At 59.3% G+C, this 17,064-nt stretch carries 22 protein-coding genes and 1 other RNA gene; 4 read left to right on the top strand and 19 right to left on the bottom strand.

Translation table 11 applies throughout. From position 1 onward, the window contains the following. Window positions 1-325: 325 nt before the first annotated feature. The gene (locus ACMLHZ_RS06205; RefSeq protein ID WP_418666904.1) at window positions 326-1,282 is read left to right on the top strand and encodes a LysR family transcriptional regulator; all 957 of its coding nucleotides are present in this window, start codon (window positions 326-328) and stop codon (window positions 1,280-1,282) included. 400 nt (window positions 1,283-1,682) lie between these two features. Further along, on the top strand, window positions 1,683-2,126 hold the full coding sequence (locus tag ACMLHZ_RS06210; RefSeq protein WP_418666905.1) for a GNAT family N-acetyltransferase: 444 nt from the start codon (window positions 1,683-1,685) through the stop codon (window positions 2,124-2,126). A gap of 56 nt (window positions 2,127-2,182) precedes the next feature. Here ACMLHZ_RS06210 and smpB read toward each other — a convergent pair whose 3' ends face one another. The 5 genes from smpB to ffs all read right to left on the bottom strand — a co-directional run bounded on the left by smpB (window position 2,183) and on the right by ffs (window position 5,672). Further along, entirely contained in the window at window positions 2,183-2,650 is a 468-nt protein-coding gene (gene smpB / locus ACMLHZ_RS06215; protein ID WP_418666906.1) for an SsrA-binding protein SmpB, read from the bottom strand. A gap of 77 nt (window positions 2,651-2,727) precedes the next feature. After that, on the bottom strand, window positions 2,728-3,327 hold the full coding sequence (gene recR, locus ACMLHZ_RS06220; RefSeq protein WP_177565651.1) for a recombination mediator RecR: 600 nt from the start codon (window positions 3,325-3,327) through the stop codon (window positions 2,728-2,730). A 17-nt stretch (window positions 3,328-3,344) separates the two neighbouring features. After that, a complete protein-coding gene (locus ACMLHZ_RS06225; protein WP_177565649.1) occupies window positions 3,345-3,683 on the bottom strand; it encodes a YbaB/EbfC family nucleoid-associated protein in 339 nt (112 codons plus the stop codon). An 18-nt stretch (window positions 3,684-3,701) separates the two neighbouring features. Then, the gene (dnaX, locus tag ACMLHZ_RS06230; RefSeq protein WP_418666907.1) at window positions 3,702-5,483 is read right to left on the bottom strand and encodes a DNA polymerase III subunit gamma/tau; all 1,782 of its coding nucleotides are present in this window, start codon (window positions 5,481-5,483) and stop codon (window positions 3,702-3,704) included. Between the two features lie 90 nt (window positions 5,484-5,573). Then, an RNA gene (ffs, locus tag ACMLHZ_RS06235) (signal recognition particle sRNA small type) lies at window positions 5,574-5,672 on the bottom strand. Window positions 5,673-5,895: 223 nt separating this feature from the next. On the opposite strand from ffs, the gene ACMLHZ_RS06240 reads away from it, so the two are divergent. Continuing rightward, window positions 5,896-7,167, top strand: coding sequence for an amidohydrolase family protein (locus tag ACMLHZ_RS06240; protein WP_418666908.1), 1,272 nt, complete (start codon window positions 5,896-5,898; stop codon window positions 7,165-7,167). A 98-nt stretch (window positions 7,168-7,265) separates the two neighbouring features. Here the strand turns inward: ACMLHZ_RS06240 and ACMLHZ_RS06245 are convergent, their stop codons facing one another. Beyond that, a complete protein-coding gene (locus tag ACMLHZ_RS06245) occupies window positions 7,266-7,829 on the bottom strand; it encodes a PduL/EutD family phosphate acyltransferase (RefSeq protein ID WP_418666909.1) in 564 nt (187 codons plus the stop codon). 179 nt (window positions 7,830-8,008) lie between these two features. On the opposite strand from ACMLHZ_RS06245, the gene ACMLHZ_RS06250 reads away from it, so the two are divergent. Further along, window positions 8,009-8,575, top strand: a complete 567-nt coding sequence (locus ACMLHZ_RS06250) for a uracil-DNA glycosylase (RefSeq protein WP_418666910.1) — start codon at window positions 8,009-8,011, stop codon at window positions 8,573-8,575. 55 nt (window positions 8,576-8,630) lie between these two features. On the opposite strand, the gene ACMLHZ_RS06255 is transcribed toward ACMLHZ_RS06250, so the two are convergent. From ACMLHZ_RS06255 to ACMLHZ_RS06315, 13 genes are all read right to left on the bottom strand, one after another. After that, a complete protein-coding gene (locus tag ACMLHZ_RS06255) occupies window positions 8,631-9,413 on the bottom strand; it encodes a 4Fe-4S dicluster domain-containing protein (RefSeq protein WP_418666911.1) in 783 nt (260 codons plus the stop codon). Next, on the bottom strand, window positions 9,410-9,820 hold the full coding sequence (locus ACMLHZ_RS06260) for a nuclear transport factor 2 family protein (protein ID WP_418666912.1): 411 nt from the start codon (window positions 9,818-9,820) through the stop codon (window positions 9,410-9,412). The genes ACMLHZ_RS06255 and ACMLHZ_RS06260 overlap by 4 nt, the downstream gene beginning before the upstream one ends. A 99-nt stretch (window positions 9,821-9,919) precedes the next feature. Next, window positions 9,920-10,366 (bottom strand): SufBD protein, encoded by a 447-nt coding sequence (locus tag ACMLHZ_RS06265; RefSeq protein ID WP_418666913.1) that lies wholly within the window; start codon window positions 10,364-10,366, stop codon window positions 9,920-9,922. A 139-nt stretch (window positions 10,367-10,505) separates the two neighbouring features. Then, the gene (locus tag ACMLHZ_RS06270) at window positions 10,506-10,814 is read right to left on the bottom strand and encodes a DUF6809 family protein (protein ID WP_418666914.1); all 309 of its coding nucleotides are present in this window, start codon (window positions 10,812-10,814) and stop codon (window positions 10,506-10,508) included. Beyond that, window positions 10,811-11,083, bottom strand: a complete 273-nt coding sequence (locus ACMLHZ_RS06275) for a hypothetical protein (RefSeq protein ID WP_418666915.1) — start codon at window positions 11,081-11,083, stop codon at window positions 10,811-10,813. The genes ACMLHZ_RS06270 and ACMLHZ_RS06275 overlap by 4 nt, the downstream gene beginning before the upstream one ends. Window positions 11,084-11,225: 142 nt before the next feature. Further along, window positions 11,226-11,387 (bottom strand): ribbon-helix-helix protein, CopG family, encoded by a 162-nt coding sequence (locus tag ACMLHZ_RS06280; RefSeq protein WP_418666916.1) that lies wholly within the window; start codon window positions 11,385-11,387, stop codon window positions 11,226-11,228. 240 nt (window positions 11,388-11,627) lie between these two features. Next, window positions 11,628-12,038 (bottom strand): DUF3795 domain-containing protein, encoded by a 411-nt coding sequence (locus ACMLHZ_RS06285; protein WP_418666917.1) that lies wholly within the window; start codon window positions 12,036-12,038, stop codon window positions 11,628-11,630. Between the two features lie 222 nt (window positions 12,039-12,260). Beyond that, entirely contained in the window at window positions 12,261-12,917 is a 657-nt protein-coding gene (locus ACMLHZ_RS06290; protein WP_418666918.1) for an MT-A70 family methyltransferase, read from the bottom strand. Then, complete coding sequence (locus tag ACMLHZ_RS06295) at window positions 12,892-13,614, bottom strand: BglII/BstYI family type II restriction endonuclease (RefSeq protein WP_418666919.1); 723 nt, start codon at window positions 13,612-13,614, stop codon at window positions 12,892-12,894. The genes ACMLHZ_RS06290 and ACMLHZ_RS06295 overlap by 26 nt, the downstream gene beginning before the upstream one ends. A 280-nt stretch (window positions 13,615-13,894) precedes the next feature. After that, window positions 13,895-14,170: a hypothetical protein gene (locus ACMLHZ_RS06300; RefSeq protein WP_418666920.1), complete on the bottom strand. Its 276-nt coding sequence runs from the start codon at window positions 14,168-14,170 to the stop codon at window positions 13,895-13,897. Window positions 14,171-14,311: 141 nt separating this feature from the next. After that, on the bottom strand, window positions 14,312-14,491 hold the full coding sequence (locus ACMLHZ_RS06305) for a CopG family transcriptional regulator (protein WP_418666921.1): 180 nt from the start codon (window positions 14,489-14,491) through the stop codon (window positions 14,312-14,314). A gap of 293 nt (window positions 14,492-14,784) precedes the next feature. Further along, window positions 14,785-16,074, bottom strand: a complete 1,290-nt coding sequence (gene guaA / locus ACMLHZ_RS06310; protein ID WP_418666922.1) for a glutamine-hydrolyzing GMP synthase — start codon at window positions 16,072-16,074, stop codon at window positions 14,785-14,787. A 285-nt stretch (window positions 16,075-16,359) separates the two neighbouring features. Next, window positions 16,360-17,064 (bottom strand): EF-Tu/IF-2/RF-3 family GTPase (locus ACMLHZ_RS06315; protein WP_418666923.1); only part of this gene is annotated, 705 nt, incomplete at its 5' end.

Here is a 17,064-nt window from a genome sequence, read left to right on the forward strand (position 1 = left end):
AGCCGCACCCCTCAAACTGTTCCAGCGGCGCAACGCTTTCCCCTCCGGCATCCAGTATGCCCAAAGCTTCCGCGCCCCACGCCCTGTATCTCACAAATCGCATCGCAGCCTCCTTTCACTCGGCATCCCTTTCTGCTCTCGGCCCACTGTTGGCACGCATTCCCCCTTCGCTCCATAATTTGTCATCTTAAATAGTATTTATCAATAAAATGTTGATTATCTGTTGATTCAAGTATATAATCAGTGCAGAGCTAAAAGCAAATACAAATATCTTTATCCTGCTATTAGAAAAATCTTATCCTGTCAGTTTTAGGAGGGTTTTATTGTGACCTTTCGCCAGCTTGAATATCTGGAAGCCATTGCGCTGGAGCGCAGCATTTCGCGGGCGGCCGAAAAGCTGTTCGTGTCGCAGTCGGCGCTGAGCCAGCAGGTTATCGCCATGGAAAACGAATACCAGATCCAGATCTTCGATCGGGCCAAAACGCCGCTGGAGCTCACGGCGGACGGCCAGCTCTACCTGCACACGGCGCAGGAGCTGCTGCGCGTCAAGCGGCAGTTTGAGGCAACGGTGCGCCACCGCCGCCAGCACAGCCTGTGCATCAAAACGGTTCCTTTTTACGCGGCCAACGTGGTGCCCTATCTTTTGTCCAAGCTTCACCGCGAGCTGCCCCAGGTGGAGGTCCAGCTCAAGATGGACTGGGCGCCCAACCTGTTCTGCACCAGCTATCACGAAAAGGTGGATCTGTATGTGCATGCCTTCGACATGGACCCTTACGAGCCCCTCATCCCCCCCAGCGATACCATGGAACAGGAGGTGATCCTGGAGGAAGAGATCGTGCTGGCCCTCTCGGCGCTGCATCCACTGTTGGCGGGCCTGTCCATCGAAACAGACGGCGAGGGCTGGCCCTGCATCGACCTCGCGGATCTGGCGGGCGCGGCCTTTATCCTGCCCTCCACCAGCGTGCGCCTTCTGGACATTGCGCACCTTCTCTGCTCCGGGGTGGCGGGCGAACACACCGTGCGGGTGAGCGACAAGGGGTTCGACGCGCTGCTGGGGCAGCTGCAATACAGCAACAGCGTGGCCTTTCTGCCCAGCACGGTCATCCGCTTTTGCCCCACGGCCATCGGGGTGCGCTTTTTCCGCATCCGGGGCAAAGCGATGCGCCGGCCGGTGGTGGCGGCCTACCCCAAGGGCATCGAGCTGAACACCCCCGCCCGGCAGTTCATCCGCATCGCCCGCGAAGCCATGGCCGCCCCCCTCGAGCCGCCGCGCATCGGCTGAGGCGCCGCCGGCCGCCCCCCAAAAGGGGCCCCGCGGCTCGGGTCGTTTTTCGGCCCTGCGAGGCCCTCTTTACCGGTTCTCTCTTGACTTTTCCGGCATTCTTTTTTATGATGGGATACAGTAGGGTGCAGGCGTACTTGCACGAACCGAACAAAACAGCTGAAACAGATCGATTGCCGGCGGTGTGTCTGCGTACGGGCCCGCCAAAAAGGTGATCGGCGTTCTTCTGTTTTGTTCGTTTTTTATTTCAGGGAGGGGAGAAATGGGGAGCAACGCCTGCCCGGAGCGCCGGGCGCAAAATTCCAGCGCCGCGGGGCGGCGCCGCAAACGGCAAGCGCTTGTGAATGCCAAAGCGCTCCATTTCATGTTTCGTAACATATAACAACACAGAGGTGAAAGCATGCTGCATTTTGAACCGATCGGTACTGAAAACCGAAAGGAGGCCGAGCGATTACAGGTTTTTCCGGCACAGGCCGGATTTATAGAAAGTGTGCAGGAATGCCTGCTGGAAGCGGACGGTGCGAGCCAGTGGAGGCCGGTGGGCATTTTCGACGGCGAGGCCCTGGTAGGCTTTGCAATGTATGGATATTTCGCATCGCCTTCCCCGGGCCGTTTGTGGCTGGACCGGCTTTTGATCGACAAAGCCCACCAGGGCAAGGGGTACGGAAAAGCGGCCGTCCTCGCCCTGCTTGAAAAGCTTCATCGGGAATATGACAGCCCCCAGGTATATTTGAGCGTGTACGAAAATAATACGGCGGCGGTCGCCCTCTACCGGCAGGTCGGTTTTCGCTTTACCGGCGAATACGACACCAAGGGCGAAAAAATGATGGTGTACCGTTTTTGAACAAAAAGGAAGGCCCGCTGCAAATGCAGCGGGCCTTCCTTTTTGTTGTATCGGTCTCAGTACCGCCGGTCCTTCACGGCGCGCTCGATGTCGCGCTGGGCGGCGCGGCGCGCGGCGGTCTCGCGCTTGTCGTACAGCTTTTTGCCCTTGCACAGCCCCAGATCCAGCTTGACCCGGCCGTGCTTGAAATACAGCGACAGCGGCACCAGGGTGTACCCCTGCAGCTTGACCTCCTGCCCCAGGCGGCGGATCTCGTTTTTGTGGGCCAGCAGCCGCCGGGACCGCAGCGGGTCCCGGTTAAAAATGTTCCCCTTTTCATAGGGGCTGATGTGCATACCGTGCACGTAGAGCTGGCCGTTTTCCACCTCCACCCAGGAATCCTTCAGGTTCACCTGGCCCATGCGCAGGCTTTTCACCTCGGTGCCCACCAGCTCGATGCCGGTTTCCAGCCGCTCCACCACAAAATATTCGTGGCGGGCCTGCCGGTTCTCGGCGATCCTCTTTACTTTTACCTGCTCGGGCATCTGCGCCACCTCCTTTTGCGGGCTCGGAACAACAGTATACGCGCCGCACCCGGCGCTTGTCAAGGGGAAAGCGGTTTTTAAAGCTCTCCCCGGCCCGACAGCGCCTTGTACAGGGTGGTCTCGTCAGCGTATTCCAGGCTGGAGCCCACCGGCAGGCCGTAGGCCAGCCGGGTGGTGCGGATGCCCAGGGGCTTAATCAGCTTTGCCAGATACATGGCGGTGGCCTCGCCCTCCACGGTGGGGTTGGTGGCCATGATGACCTCCTTCACCTTCCCGTCGGAAAGCCGCGCCAGCAGCTCCTTGACACACAGCTGGTCGGCCCCGATGCCGTCCATGGGGCTGATCAGCCCGTGCAGCACATGGTACAGGCCGTTGTACTCCCGGGTGCGCTCAAAGGCGGTGATGTCCCGCGGGCTCTCCACCACGCAGATCACACTGGCGTCCCGCTTGGCCGAAGAGCAGATTTTACACACCTCGGCCTCGGTATAATCCTGGCAGACGTGGCAGCGGTGCAGCTTCGCGTGGGCGTTTTCAATGGCGTGCGCCAGCTCCAGCGCCTCGTCGGCCGGCATGCTGAGCACCTGGTAGGCCATGCGCGTGGCGCCCTTGCGGCCCACGCCCGGGAACTTGGAGAACTGTTCCACCAGCTTTTCCAGCGGGGCGGCGTTGTAACCCATCCTCTTTTGCCCCTTTCTTACAGCCCTGGGAAGTTGGCCCCGCCGGTAATGGCCTGCATGGCCGCGTCAGACGCGGCGTCCACCACGCGCACCGCCTCGTTCACCGCGGCGGCCACCATGTCCTCCAGCATCTCCACATCCTCGGGGTCCACCAGCTCGGGCTTGATCTTCACCGCCGTCACCTCGTGCTTGCCGGTCATGGTAATCTCCACCATCCCGTCAGACACGCTGGCCCTGTATTCGGTGGCCTCCAGCTCCTCCTGCTTTTCCTTCATATCATCCTGCATCTTCTGTGCCTGGCGCATCAGTGCGTTCACGTCGGGCTTGCCATAGCCCTGCGGCAGTCTTGCTTTCATGGAAAATCGCTCCTTTTGTTATTCTTTGTCGTTATACACCACGTCGACCCCATGGGCCGCGAGTTCCTTCAGGGTGTCCTCCACCGTGCTTCGGGCCTCCCCGCCCTCCGCGGGCGGCACATACGGCCCAATGCCGCAGCGCACACCCGCCACCTGCTCTATGATCTGCTTGATCAGCGCCTGGGAATCCTTGTTCACCCGGATAAAATCCCGGAAGGTATCCCCCCCGTCAATCAGCACCCGCCTGCCGTCAAAATAAGCCGTGGATTTTTTCAGGTAGGCGGTCAGCATTTTGTCCTGCCGCTCCAGCGCGGCCAGCACCTGGGGCCAGGGCTCAAACTTCTGTGCCTGGCCCGCCGGGGCTGCCTGCGCTTTTGCGGGCGCGGGCCGGGCGGGAGGCAAAGGGGCCTTGGGCGGCGGCACCTCGCGCAGCTGCACAGGCTCCGCCTCCCAGGGCGGGGCGTCCTGCCCCTCGCCCGGCTGGATGGGCGCGCTTGCAGGCGGCGCAGCGGCTCCCGCCGGCGGCGGTGCCGCGCTGGTCGGCTCTTGTGCCGCCGCTTCCCAGGGCGGGCGGTCCGCCGCCTCTGCGCGCTGGGGGGGCGCCGCCGGGCCTGCCGCCGCGGGAACCCATGCGCCGGCCGCCGCCGGGCGGGCGGCAAAGGGCGCGGGAGCCTGGGCCGCTGAGGGTGCGGGGGCGGCGGGGGCCGGCGCCGCGCTCTGTGGCGTTTCGGTCAGGGCGAACAGGGCCAGCTCCAGCTCGATGCGCTGGTCGGTGCCCCGGCTCATCTTTTCCAGCGCGCTGCCCAACAGGCGGATCGCGCGCACGCTCTCGCTCTGGGGGGTCTGGCCGGCCTTTTCCAGGTAGAGCGCTTCTTCTTCGGGCGGAACGCCCGCCAGCAGCCCCTTGCCGCCGGGCAGTGCGGCAAGCATCAGGTTGCGGTAATGGCTGATCAGCTCCTCGCACAGGCGTTTCATATCCACCGAGCGCTGGCGCAGCCCCGCCACCTGCGAAAGCGCGTCCGCCGCGTCCCTTGCGGCCAGCGCGTCGCTGATGGTGAACAGGTAGCTTTTGTCGGTCACGCCCGCCATGAGGCGCACCAGCTCCTCGTCGATCTCACGGCTCACCCCCGCGCAGGTGTCCAGAATCGACAGCGCGTCCCGCAGCGCGCCGTCCGCCAGCCGGGCAATCAGCCCGGCCGCGCCCGGGGTCAGGGCAAAGCCCTCTTCCCCGGCAATATAGGCAATGCGGGCCGCAATGTCCTGTGGCTGAATGCGCCCAAAATCGTACCGCTGGCAGCGGGACAGAATGGTGGCCGGCACCTTGTGGATCTCGGTCGTGGCAAGAATGAACACCACGTGGCTGGGCGGCTCCTCCATGATTTTCAGCAGGGCGTTGAAGGCCGCCATGCTGAGCATGTGCACCTCGTCGATGATATATACCTTATAAGCGCACACGCTGGGGGTATAGGCCGTTTCGTCCCGCAGGTCCCGGATGTTGTCCACCCCGTTGTTGGAGGCCGCGTCGATCTCCACCACGTCCATGATCGAGCCGTCGTCAATGCCCGCGCACACGGCGCATTTGCCGCAGGGGTCGCCGTTCTGGCTCTCCGGGCAGTTGATGGCCTTGGCAAAAATTTTGGCGCAGGAGGTCTTGCCGGTACCCCTGGTTCCCGTGAACAGGTACGCGTGGCCCACCCGCCCCGCGGCCACCTGGTTTTGCAGGGCCGCCACAATGGCCTGCTGGCCCACCACATCCTCAAAGCGGCGGGGCCGCCACTTGCGGTACAACGCCCGATACATCTCCGCATTGCCCCCTTTCCCCGGTTTCCACTACAAAAAACGGACAGGCCCGCGGGGGGCTTTTCCCCCGCCTTTGCGCTGCTTGGCATACGGATGCAGGCTACCTGCGGCGCACGGGGCAGACCACTTAATGCTGCTCGGTTCCCCGCCTGACATGGTTCATGGGGCCCCGTCGCACAGGGCCCACATCCGTATGCCGAACAGCGCACCGTTTTGGCTCTGTCCGAACAAGAACTATTATATAATAAAGTTTGCGCAAATGCAACCCAAAACATGCGGGCCAGGCGGTGCCCGCCGCATTGAAATGCCGCCCGCGGCATGGTACAATAAAGGGCAGCCGCAGCGCGGCAAGCGCTGCCTTGGGGCAGGGCGGGGGTCATCCGGCCCGCCGGGCCCCCGGAAAGGAACCTTTATGCAAAACACGACCTTTGCCCTGCGGGGCAACATCTTTTACACCCCGGCTCCCGGCAGCCTGGCCGTCCACCCCGAAAGCTGGCTGGTGTGCGAGGAGGGGCGGGTGGCCGGCGTCTTTTCCTCGCTGCCCGGCCGGTACGCCGGCGTCGAGGTGCAGGATCACAGCGGCAAGCTCATCCTGCCGGGCCTTGTGGACCTGCACGCCCACGCCAGCCAATACGCCTACCGGGGCCTCGGCATGGATCTGGAGCTGCTGCAGTGGCTGGAACAGAACGCCTTCCCCGAGGAGGCAAACTTCGCCCGGGCCGGGTATGCGCGGCAGGCTTACGCCCTGTTCACCCGGCAGCTCACCGCCAGCGCCACCACCCGGGCCTGCATCTTCGCCACCCTGCACCGCCCCGCCACCCTGCTGCTCATGGAGCAGCTCGAGGCCGCGGGCCTTTGCTGCTTTGTGGGCAAGGTGAACATGGACCGCAACAGTCCCGACATCCTGCGGGAAGAAAGCGCCGCTTCCGCCCTGGCCGAGACCCGCCGCTGGCTGGAGGAAAGCCGCCGCTTTGCGCGCAGCCGCCCCATCCTCACCCCCCGCTTCATCCCCAGCTGCTCAGACGGGCTGATGGCGGGCCTCGGCGAATTGCAGCGTGAATACGGTGTTCCGGCGCAGTCCCATCTGTCCGAAAACCTGTCCGAGATTGCCTGGGTCAAAGAGCTGTGCCCCGGCACCGATTTTTACGGCCAGGCCTACAGCCGGTTCGGGCTGTTCGGCGGGGCCTGCCCCACCGTGATGGCCCACTGCGTGTGGAGCGGCGAGGCCGAGCGGGCGCTCATGAAGCAAAACGGCGTCTTCATCGCCCACTGCCCCCAGTCCAACATGAACGTGTCCAGCGGCATCGCGCCGGTAAAAAGCTATCTTCTGGAGGGGCAGAAAGTGGGCCTGGGCAGCGACGTGGCGGGCGGGGCGCACCTGTCGATCTTCCGCGCCATGACCGACGCCATCCAGTGCTCCAAGCTGCGCTGGCGGCTGGTGGACCAGGGCGTTCCCGCCCTCACCCTGCCCGAGGCGCTGTATATGGCCACCAAGGGCGGCGGCGAATTCTTCGGCAAGGTGGGCAGCTTTGAGCCGGGCTACGAATTCGACGCCGTCGTGATGGACGACGCAGCCCTGCCCACCACCCGCGCCTGCAGCCTGCCCGAGCGGCTGGAACGCATCGTCTATCTCTCGGACGGCGCGCCCTGCGCCAAATACGTGCAGGGGCGGCGGCTGTTCTGATCCGTGCGGCCCGCCGGGTTTTCCTGCGGCGGCAAAAAAGCTCCGGGCGCAGAAGTTCTGCGCCCGGAGCTTTTTATTCGCTGCGTTCGGGGGGCCGCTCACTCCACGATCTCGCCCTCGCTTGCGCCAAGGCACGCGTTCGACTCGTCGGTGTCGATGTGCATGGCGGTGGCAAAGTTGCGGTGCACCCGGATCACCACGTCGTCAAAAATCAGCTTGCGGCCTTCCCTGCCGCAGGCCACCTTCACGATCTGTTTATCCTTCACGCCCAGCTTTTCCGCATCCTCGGGGGTCACGTGGATGTGGCGCTTTGCCACAATCACGCCCTCGGCCAGCTCCACCTCGCCGCAGGGGCCCACCAGCTTGCAGGCGCCGGACCCGGCAATATCGCCGGATTCGCGCACCGGGGCGGCAATGCCGATGGAGCGCGCGTCGGTGGCCGAAAGCTCCACCTGGTTCGCGCTGCGGCAGGGCCCCAGGATCGAGACGTTGGGCATCTCTTTTTTCGGGCCCACCACGGTGACCCGCTCGTTCGAGGCATACTGGCCGGGCTGGCTCAGTTCCTTTTTCACGGTGAGCTGGTAGCCCTTGCCGAACAGGGTCTCCAGCGCATCCTGGGTGACGTGCACGTGACGTGCAGAGGTTTCCACCAAAAATTTCATCTGTATCTTCCTCCCATTAAAAGAGCCGGGGCGGCGCGCTCACGCGGAGCGCCCGGTTTCCAGCCGCTCTTTTCTATTACCATTGTACCAACCGCAGGCAAAAACTTCAAGACAAAAAGGCCTGATTTATGCTATAATACTGTACAAAATAACTTATATCAAAAAAGGAGGCGCCGCAGATGGATTTTGAAGCGCTCAAACAGGAATGCCTTGTCTGCCGCCGGTGCGGCCTGTGCGAGACCCGCACCAACGTGGTGTTCGGCATGGGCAGCCCCACCGCGGAGGTGATGTTTATCGGCGAGGGGCCGGGCCGCAACGAAGACGAACAGGGCCTGCCCTTCGTGGGCCGCAGCGGCAAGCTGCTGGATCAGTATCTGGAGGCCATCGACCTCTCCCGCAACAGGAACGTGTTCATCGGCAATATCGTAAAATGCCGCCCGCCCGAGAACCGCGACCCCCTGCCCGAAGAATGGGACGCCTGCCTGCCCTGGCTGCGCGAGCAGTTCAAGCTGATCCGCCCCAAGATCGTGGTGTGCCTGGGGCGCATCGCCGCCCAGCGGCTCATCCGGCCGGACTTTTCGGTGACCAAGGAGCACGGCCAGTTTGAAGAAAAGAACGGCGTGCTGTTCACCGCCACCCTGCACCCCGCCGCGCTGCTGCGCAACCCCACCCAAAAGCCGGTGGCCTTTGCGGACTATGTGGCCCTGCGGGAAAAGATCCACGAGGTGTGCGATCACACCTACTGAATTTTCATCGGCTGCAAAAGGCCGTGCGCTCTTTTTGCGCACGGCCTTTTGCATGTCAGCCGCTCATCCCTTCACCCGCGAACCACTCCACCGGGCGCGGCGCGGCAAAGTTTTCCTCAAGCCAGGCGCGCACCGCCGAGGGGTCGAACCTCCAGGCGCCCACCGGGCACGCCCTGCGGCAGGCCATACAGTTCACACATCGGGCGCCGTCCACCCGGTAATCCCGGTCCATCGCGCCCGCCGGGCAGGCCCGCGCGCACAGGCCGCAGTCCAGGCATTTTTCCGTATCCCGCACCCGGGGCACCGGCTTCAGGGGCTTGCGCTCGGGCTCTGCCTCTCCCGGCAGCGCGGCGGGGCAAAGCGCCGGCTGTGCCAGCGCCCGTTTTACCGCCCCGGCAAACGCCTCGAAGGCCCGCCGGTCCCCGCCGCCGTCCGGCCGGCCCGCGCCCAGGGCGGGCGCGAACACATGGGGGGTAACGCAGGCCAGGCCCCCCACGCACACAAAGCCCTGCCGCGCCATCTGGGCGGCGGCCACCGCCAGCGCGTTTTCATAGGCCCGGTTGCCATAGGCGGCCAGCAGCACGCAGGGGCCGCCCTGGCCCCGCAGCTGGCCGAACAGTCCCTCCACCCGGGGCGGCACGCCGCCGTACACCGGAAATGCCAGAACCAGCAGCTCATCCTTTGCCACCGGTATCACAGCGGGCAGCGCGCCGGGCGGGCAGGTCATGTTCACCCGCTCCACCGGCAGGCTCTCAAACTGACTGCATAAGAGCTCGGCCGCCCGCAGTGTGCCGCCGCAGGGGCTGAAATATGCCAGTTGAAGCTTTGCCAGTTTCATTCCGCGCCCTCCCCGCTCCCGTTCTCCACCCCGATGGGCCGCCCCAGCCCCAACGCCTGCCGCCAGGCGGGCGGCTGGCCGTCGTCGCCCCAGTATTCGTCCATCCGGGCGATCTTGCCGGCCTCAAAGCGGTAAAAGCTCACGGCGTGCAGCGCCACGCTCCCGTCGGCCGCCCAGACCCGCGCCACCGACACCGCGCCGCCCTCCACGGCCTCCGCCCGCTCCAGCCGCCCCCGCCATTCGCCGGGGTACTCGCAGTTGGCGCGCAGATATTCCTCCAGCGTGAACCGCTCATCCGTATTGTGCCAGCAAACCACCGCCCCAGGGGCAAAATAAGTCCGCATCGCCGGGGCGTCCTGCCGGGCAATGGCGTCCCACAGGCCTGTCAGCATCGCATGGATCTCCATCTTGTGTCATCTCTCTTTCTGTCCCGCATCTTCACAGCAGCCAACACGGCCCGGGCCGCCCGGCGGCTGCGTCTTTCTGAAACGCACCGCGCGCCTTTTTCACAGGCCGCTCATGGCTTTCAGCGCAGCGGCGATGTCCTTTTCCAGCAGCGGCGCCATGCTCTCCGGGCACCGGGCCGTGTTGGCGTTCAGCAGCGCCTGCCGGATGCGCGGCGCAAGATAGGGCTTTGCAGCGGCGATGGCGGGCAGCGCCTGCACACACTGCCGCGCCGTGATGGGCTTTTCGTCTTCAATGTGGGCCAGATATGCCTCCATCGCCCCGTCCAGCTTGTTTTCGCTGTCCCAGCGGGCGTTGGCCGCCGCCAGCACCAGCCCCCGGTTGCGCACGTAGGAATTCGCGTCCCCCAGCATACCCAGGAACAAGTCCATATAGGGGTACACGGCGGCCGAGCGCAGGCTCTCCTCCTGCAGCGCCCTTATGGCTTTACAGGCTGTTTTATTCTCACCGCAGCACAGGGCTTCCATCATATTTCCAATCGTTTCCATCTGTTTTCCTCCGCGCGCCGCATCCGGGCGCCTGTGTTCATTATAATCCAAACCCCAAGGCGGCGCAATGGCTTCGGCCCCCCGAAAACGGGAGGCCGAAGCACCCCGCGAAGAGGCCGCCGGCCCGGGGCCCGCCGTTTTAATCTATATCCCTTATCACGCTTTGCTGCGGGGCGATAAATGTTTCCAGCATGACCCCTGCCCCCATCCGAAAGCCCTCAATAAACTTTTCAGCCTCTGCAAAGCCGTTCATCCTCCGCTGTGCGTCGCTCATCTGTGCCAGCCATTCCCGCGCCTGCGCCGCATCCGGCAGCGCGTTCAAAAGCGCGTCCAGCTTTTCTTCGTTTTCCGAAGCCAGCTTCGCGTACCGGGCAAAATTCGATTCGCGGTCAAAGCAGATATCACAGGGGGTAAGGTTGCCGTAGTACAGGTCCTCCAAAAGCGTCATGCCAGCACCCCCATCCATCTCAAAAGCGCCGTGCAGTCCCGAAAGGCGCTGCGGTAAACATGCGCCTCCTCCCGGCGGTTCACCTCCCGGATGTACGCAAAACACTCGGCGGCAAACATTTGTTCGTCCGCACTGAACATGTTCTCGCAGTCCCGGTCCATCTGTTCCAGCTTTTCTTGCAGCAGCGCGTGCTGCGGGGTCAGCTTAAACTCTTTCACCGCATTTTCAAGCATCCGGTCAAACAACAGGTCGGTTTCTTGTTTTTGCATCTTGGCTCTTTCCTTTCAAGCTTCGCACTCTCCTTGAAAGAAATCGCGGCGCATGGTATAATATTTACGCTGTGATCGTCTTTCGGGAGGGTTGCGGTGTGGGAAGCGGTGTGTTGCTGTCGAGGCTGGCACCGCTTCCTTTTCATTTTTTGAGGTTTGCATAAACGGATTCGATTCCTTTGCGAACAATGTCGGACTTGGATGTGTTCAGCGCTTCGGCCGATTCTTCCAGCTTTTTCACCGTTTCATCATCCAGTCGTACACGAAACATTGTCGTTTTGGGATTTTCCGTTGGCCGCCCCATCTTTTTTTGTCCGCTGATAGTTTCACCTCCTTTTTGTAGCGACAATATAATTGTATACCGTGTCGCTACAAAAGTCAACCACGCTTTAAATTTTTCTTTTCGTTTTCTGCGCGGCCTCAGGCAATCAAAACTCCCCGGCAGCTGCTGTGTTTTGCAGCTTGCCGGGGAGTTTTCAATGATCCTGAAAGGGCCCGCCCCGCCGAACGCTAAGTTCGGCGGGGCGGCTTTGTTCGTCCTTATTTATTCTGCTTTGGTCTGGCACTCGCTGCACTCCGCATCGTGAAGCGAGAGAATGCCGCCGCAATGCGGGCAGGTATACTTTTTAAGCTGCTGCTTCATAAAAGCGGCAAGGCCCTGCTCTTTTACAAAAAGGCTGTTTTGCACAAGGCTTGCACCGTAACGCCGGCGGTAGCTCCTTTCCAGGTTCCCCACCAGCCTGCAGGGAAAAGCCTCACACTCAAAGCAATAGGCCAAGCCCTTTTCGCGTACACAGTTTTTTATCCTGCACTCACGGCAATGCTGCGGCTTTCCGTCGTCACCCGGCAGACAACCGGCACAGGGCTTTTTTGCACAGCAATGCTTATAGCATACCATACAGTTCATTCCGCAGGGGGCAAAAAAGGCGGCATCGATCACCGGAGGCATCTTCATAGCTTCACCCTATGCTTTGCGGCATCGGCCCTTAGGCCCGTGCTCACCGCTCCATCGCAGGCACCCGGCCAATCGGCCTGTGCCGTCATTCCCACTCGCTCTTAACAAGCGTTTCTTAAACAGTTTTGTTAGGACGATTTATCACAGGTTATTTTAGTTCTTTCCATTACCCATAAATGATGGGCTATCCAATTTTCTGTTGCCATTGTGTTGTCGCAGAGATTAAGGAAGAGGATCCACTTTTTCCTCTTGCTTCACTGTATGGTTTTTGTAAGTACTCCAAGTGGGTTCGTAATCAGCATCAGCTTGGTTGCCCCACATTGCCCAGCCCGCCCGATCTCCGCGTGCAAACAATTCTATATATGGGCCAGGAGAACAGCTTTCAATAATTGGTATAATTTCATCTGGTTTACGCGAATGCTCCCTTTTTTGCGTGCGTATTAGATTTACCTGTGAACGTGCAGGCGCTAAAGTCCTGTTATTGCTCCCACGGATACCAAAAAGCAAAATTTCGGTTACGTTTCTGAAGTAGAATCCTACTCCACGGCCGTCCGGCTCTCCGTCTTTGCGTACCTTTTCCCATACAATGTTACCTTTATATTCAAAGCCCCACGCCTTCATAACTTCTAGCCCTTCTGGTAAGAGTGCATTTGGAACCCAAAGATACAGATGGCTCCGCTCTGCTGCTATTTGAGAAACAGGTAGAGCCTTAATTTCCTCAAGTGACATTGTTTCGTAGCGGTTTAGCTTTTTGTTTTCAGGTGCTACTTTACCTGTGCGATTTTGAAAGCGCCATGGCGGATCCGCATAAATGGTCGCATATTGCTGATCACTGCAAAAATTCAGCAAATTATCAATCGTTAATTGGATTGTGCTCATCAATATAGCCCTCCTGCCAGTCGGCAATACATTTCTTTTTTATTCCGACCGCCAAAATAGGACAGCCACCATTACGTCTTGAATCAAGGCGATACCGCAATTTCCCCATCCATGTTGTGCTTGCTCCATATTTACGCATGATGGGTTTCCATTTAGCATCACGTTTATCATAATCGTAAACAGTACGAAACACATCGTTTAATTCTTCTGATCTTGTAATAATAATGCCTACACTAACAATATCACAATCATAATATGTACGCATTGCTAACAGATCACGATCAAATGTTTGATCTTTGCTATTCCACTCTAAATCAAATGCCACTCGATCGTTCAAAAAATCAATGTTATGACCGTCAATATATCCTTTGGTAACACGTTCTTCAAAAGGTTCTGTTGAGAAACGCCCTCGCTGTTCGGCTTGACGCGGGAAAAATTTTATATGGAGATCCCCCGAAATACGGATTTCGCGCCATCCATAAGGATATAACACATCATCAAATTTTTTAGGGATATTTGTTTCATTCCCGCCAGATTCACGAAGATCATCCGTCGTAATTTCCAAGCGCTGCAAACATTCAGCAATTTCTGCCCATCGTTCAGGAAAGGCTTGAGTGATGATCTCTAAAGCATGATTATAGTTGTAAAACTCAAACTTCTCCAATAAATCATTTGAAATATACTCTTCTATGTTCATGTGGTTACCCTCAGATCTTTTAGTTTAAGGTTCATTATACCATGGAAATTTTGATTTTTCATGGCTTTTGAGTAATTAAGTCTAAGAACTTCTGCAATTCAGAAACAGATAGCCCCGAATTCAGCGAAAAGTTCTCAAGGGATATGACTTTCCTGCGATACAAATCAAAAAATTTCCAAAACACATTTGGTATTTTTACAGATTCAGCACTATTCATAAATGCATTCTCCATTTCATAATATAGGGTGTAGGGGCCGAAGCCCCTACATTCCCGTTATTGTTACGCTAGCAATCCAAGGTTGTTAAGTAGCCATATACAATCTTTTAGCCCCTGTTGATAGATTAGCTCTGTTTCATGGTCTTGAGCTAACCCCAGTTCAAATAAAACTTCATCTATCATATCTTTCTGATCGCTTGTAAGATTAGTAGTTAGCATTTCATCTATGTGCTCCTGCCGTTTCCTCCTGTACTCATATTCCTTTGTAGCTTGAAGATTTTTTAGTGCGCAAGATAGAAGATTTCCTAAAAACTCGTTCCATTCTTCATCTTTACTCATAGTTTTATGTCCCTTTCAAAAAGCGTACAACCCTTGAAAGAACTTGCAGCGCATGGTATAATATTTACGCTGCACCTGTCTTTTAGGCAGTTGCCGTACTGGAAGTGGCGGTTCTTCTTTGCCGGAGGTCGCCGCTTCCTTTCATTTTTTTTCGAGGTCGTCATAAGCCTTGTGAATTCCCTGTCTTATAACTTCTGCGCGTGAAACATTCATTTTTTCGCTACATTTTTTTAATTTCTCAAATGTTTCATTGTCGGCTTGAAATTTGACAGATACATTCTTCGGGTTATCAGTGGGACGCCCCATCTTTTTTTCACCCAAAGGTTCCTCACCTCACTTTATTGGGTCATTAAGTATTATAACTTAGTGACCCAATAAAGTCAATGCAAAGAGCCTATTTTATTTGCTATTTTCCGTTTTCCCCGTTTCTCTATTTTTTCTTTCCGAATAGGTGAGAAAGTTCATGCTGTTCCTTTATAGTCTGATAAAGAACTAAAAAGACTCTCTGATTTTGAAAATCAGAGAGTCTTTACGGAATAATAAAAAGTGTTGCCACAACGGGAGTTTGGTACGAAAAAAAGCCCGGTATTACTGGCTTTTTTCGGCCTCTGGTATTATTCCCACTCAATGGTCCCCGTGGGCTTCGGTGTCAGATCATAGCACACCCGGTTGATCCCCTTCACCTCGGTCACGATGCGCCGGGTAATGGCGTGCAGCACCGGCCAGGGAATGTCCTCGATGGTGGCGGTCATCGCGTCCACGGTGTTCACCGCGCGGATGATGGCGGGCCACTCGTCGCAGCGGGCGTTGTCGCGCACGCCCACGCTTTTCAAATCCGGCACAATGGTGAAATACTGCCACACGGTCTTGTCAAGGCCGGCCCTTGCAAATTCCTCCCGCAGAATGGCGTCGCTCTCGCGCAGGGCCTCCAGCCGGTCGCGGGTGATGGCGCCCAGGCACCGCACCCCCAGCCCCGGGCCGGGGAACGGCTGGCGGTAGACCATGTCGGCCGGCAGCCCCAGCTCCAGGCCCGCCGCGCGCACCTCGTCCTTAAACAGCTGGCGCACCGGCTCCACTAGCTCGAACGCAAGGTCATCCGGCAGGCCGCCCACATTGTGGTGGCTCTTGACCACCTTGTTGGTCTTGGTCCCGCTTTCCACAATGTCCGGGTAAATGGTGCCCTGCGCCAAAAACTCGATGCCCGAAAGCTTTCTGGCCTCTTCCTCAAACACACGGATGAACTCGGCGCCGATGATCTTTCGCTTTTGCTCCGGGTCGGCCACACCGGCCAGCTTGTCCAAAAAACGGTCGGTGGCATCCACATACACCAGGTTTGCCCCCAGGTTGTGGCGGAACACCTGCACCACCTGCTCGGGCTCCCCCTTGCGCAGCAGGCCGTGGTTCACGTGCACGCAGGTGAGCTGGTCGCCAACGGCGCGCAGCAGCAGCGCCGCCACCACGCTGCTGTCCACCCCGCCCGAAAGCGCCAGCAGCACTTTTTTATCCCCTACCTGCCGGCGCACCAGCTCGATCTGGTCGGCAATAAAATTCTTCATGTTCCAGTTGGCCTGGGCATTGCAGGCGTCAAACACAAAAGCCCGCAGCATCTCGGCGCGCGCGGCGTCATCGGCAGGCCAGGCGGGCGCGCCGTCATAGTCCGCGGAAAGCACGGGCAGGCCGCTGCGCAGCACCGCCTCGCTGGGCGCCAGGGGCACGCCGTCCACCACGTTGTTGGGGCCGCCGTTGAAAATGAACCCCTTTACACCGGGCAGCGCCGCCAGCTGCTGTTCGGTCAGGTCGTTAGGGTGGATCTCGCTGTACACGCCCAGCGCGCGCACCTCACGGGCGATCTGGGCGCTCTGCTCGCCGCCCAGGTCAAGGATCACGATCATATCCTGCTTCATTGAGTGATATCTCCCATCCTTTTGATTTCATGGCCGCGCCCCGCGGCGTTTTTGGTCAACGCGTCTGTGCCGCCGAAAACGCGGATGCGGGCGGCATAGCGGCGCAACTGCGGCCGGCAGCCCCGCAAAGGGCAGTCCGCGGGCCCTCCGGCAAACGGTTGGCCAGTCCTCGGTTATTATAGCACAGGCAATATTTCCCGCGCAACCTAAAATGCGCCCAGGCACACAAAAAGCTCCCCGCCCAAAGAGGCGGGGAGCTTTAAACTGACTTACAAGCTCAAACGATCACTCGTAGATCTTGGAAACCACGCCGGAACCCACGGTGCGGCCGCCCTCGCGGATGGCGAAACGCAGGCCCTCGTCCATGGCGATGGGGGTGATCAGCTCCACTTCGATGGTCACGTTGTCGCCGGGCATGCACATCTCGGTGCCCTCGGGCAGGGTGATGACGCCGGTCACGTCGGTGGTGCGGAAGTAGAACTGGGGGCGATAGTTGTTGAAGAACGGGGTGTGGCGGCCGCCCTCATCCTTTTTCAGGATGTACACCTGGCCCTGGAACTTGGTGTGGGGGTGAATGGTGCCGGGCTTCGCCAGCACCTGGCCGCGCTCGATGTCGGTGCGCTGCACGCCGCGCAGCAGAGCGCCCACGTTGTCGCCGGCTTCGGCGTAGTCCAGCAGCTTGCGGAACATCTCCAGGCCGGTAACAGTGGTCTTGGTCTTCTCTTCCTTCAGGCCAACGATCTCAACTTCCTCGCCGGTCTTGATCTGGCCGCGCTCCACACGGCCGGTGGCAACGGTGCCGCGGCCGGTGATGGTGAACACGTCCTCAACAGGCATCAGGAACGGCTGGTCAGCCATGCGGTCGGGGGTGGGGATGTAGCTGTCCACCGCTTCCATCAGATCCAGGATGCACTTGTACTCGGGGGCGTTCACGTCGGTGGAGCTGGACTCCAGCACCTTCAGCGCGCTGCCCTTGATGATGGGGGTGTC

The sequence above is a fragment of the Allofournierella sp. genome (assembly GCF_048388525.1).
Classification (GTDB): domain Bacteria; phylum Bacillota; class Clostridia; order Oscillospirales; family Ruminococcaceae; genus BQOK01.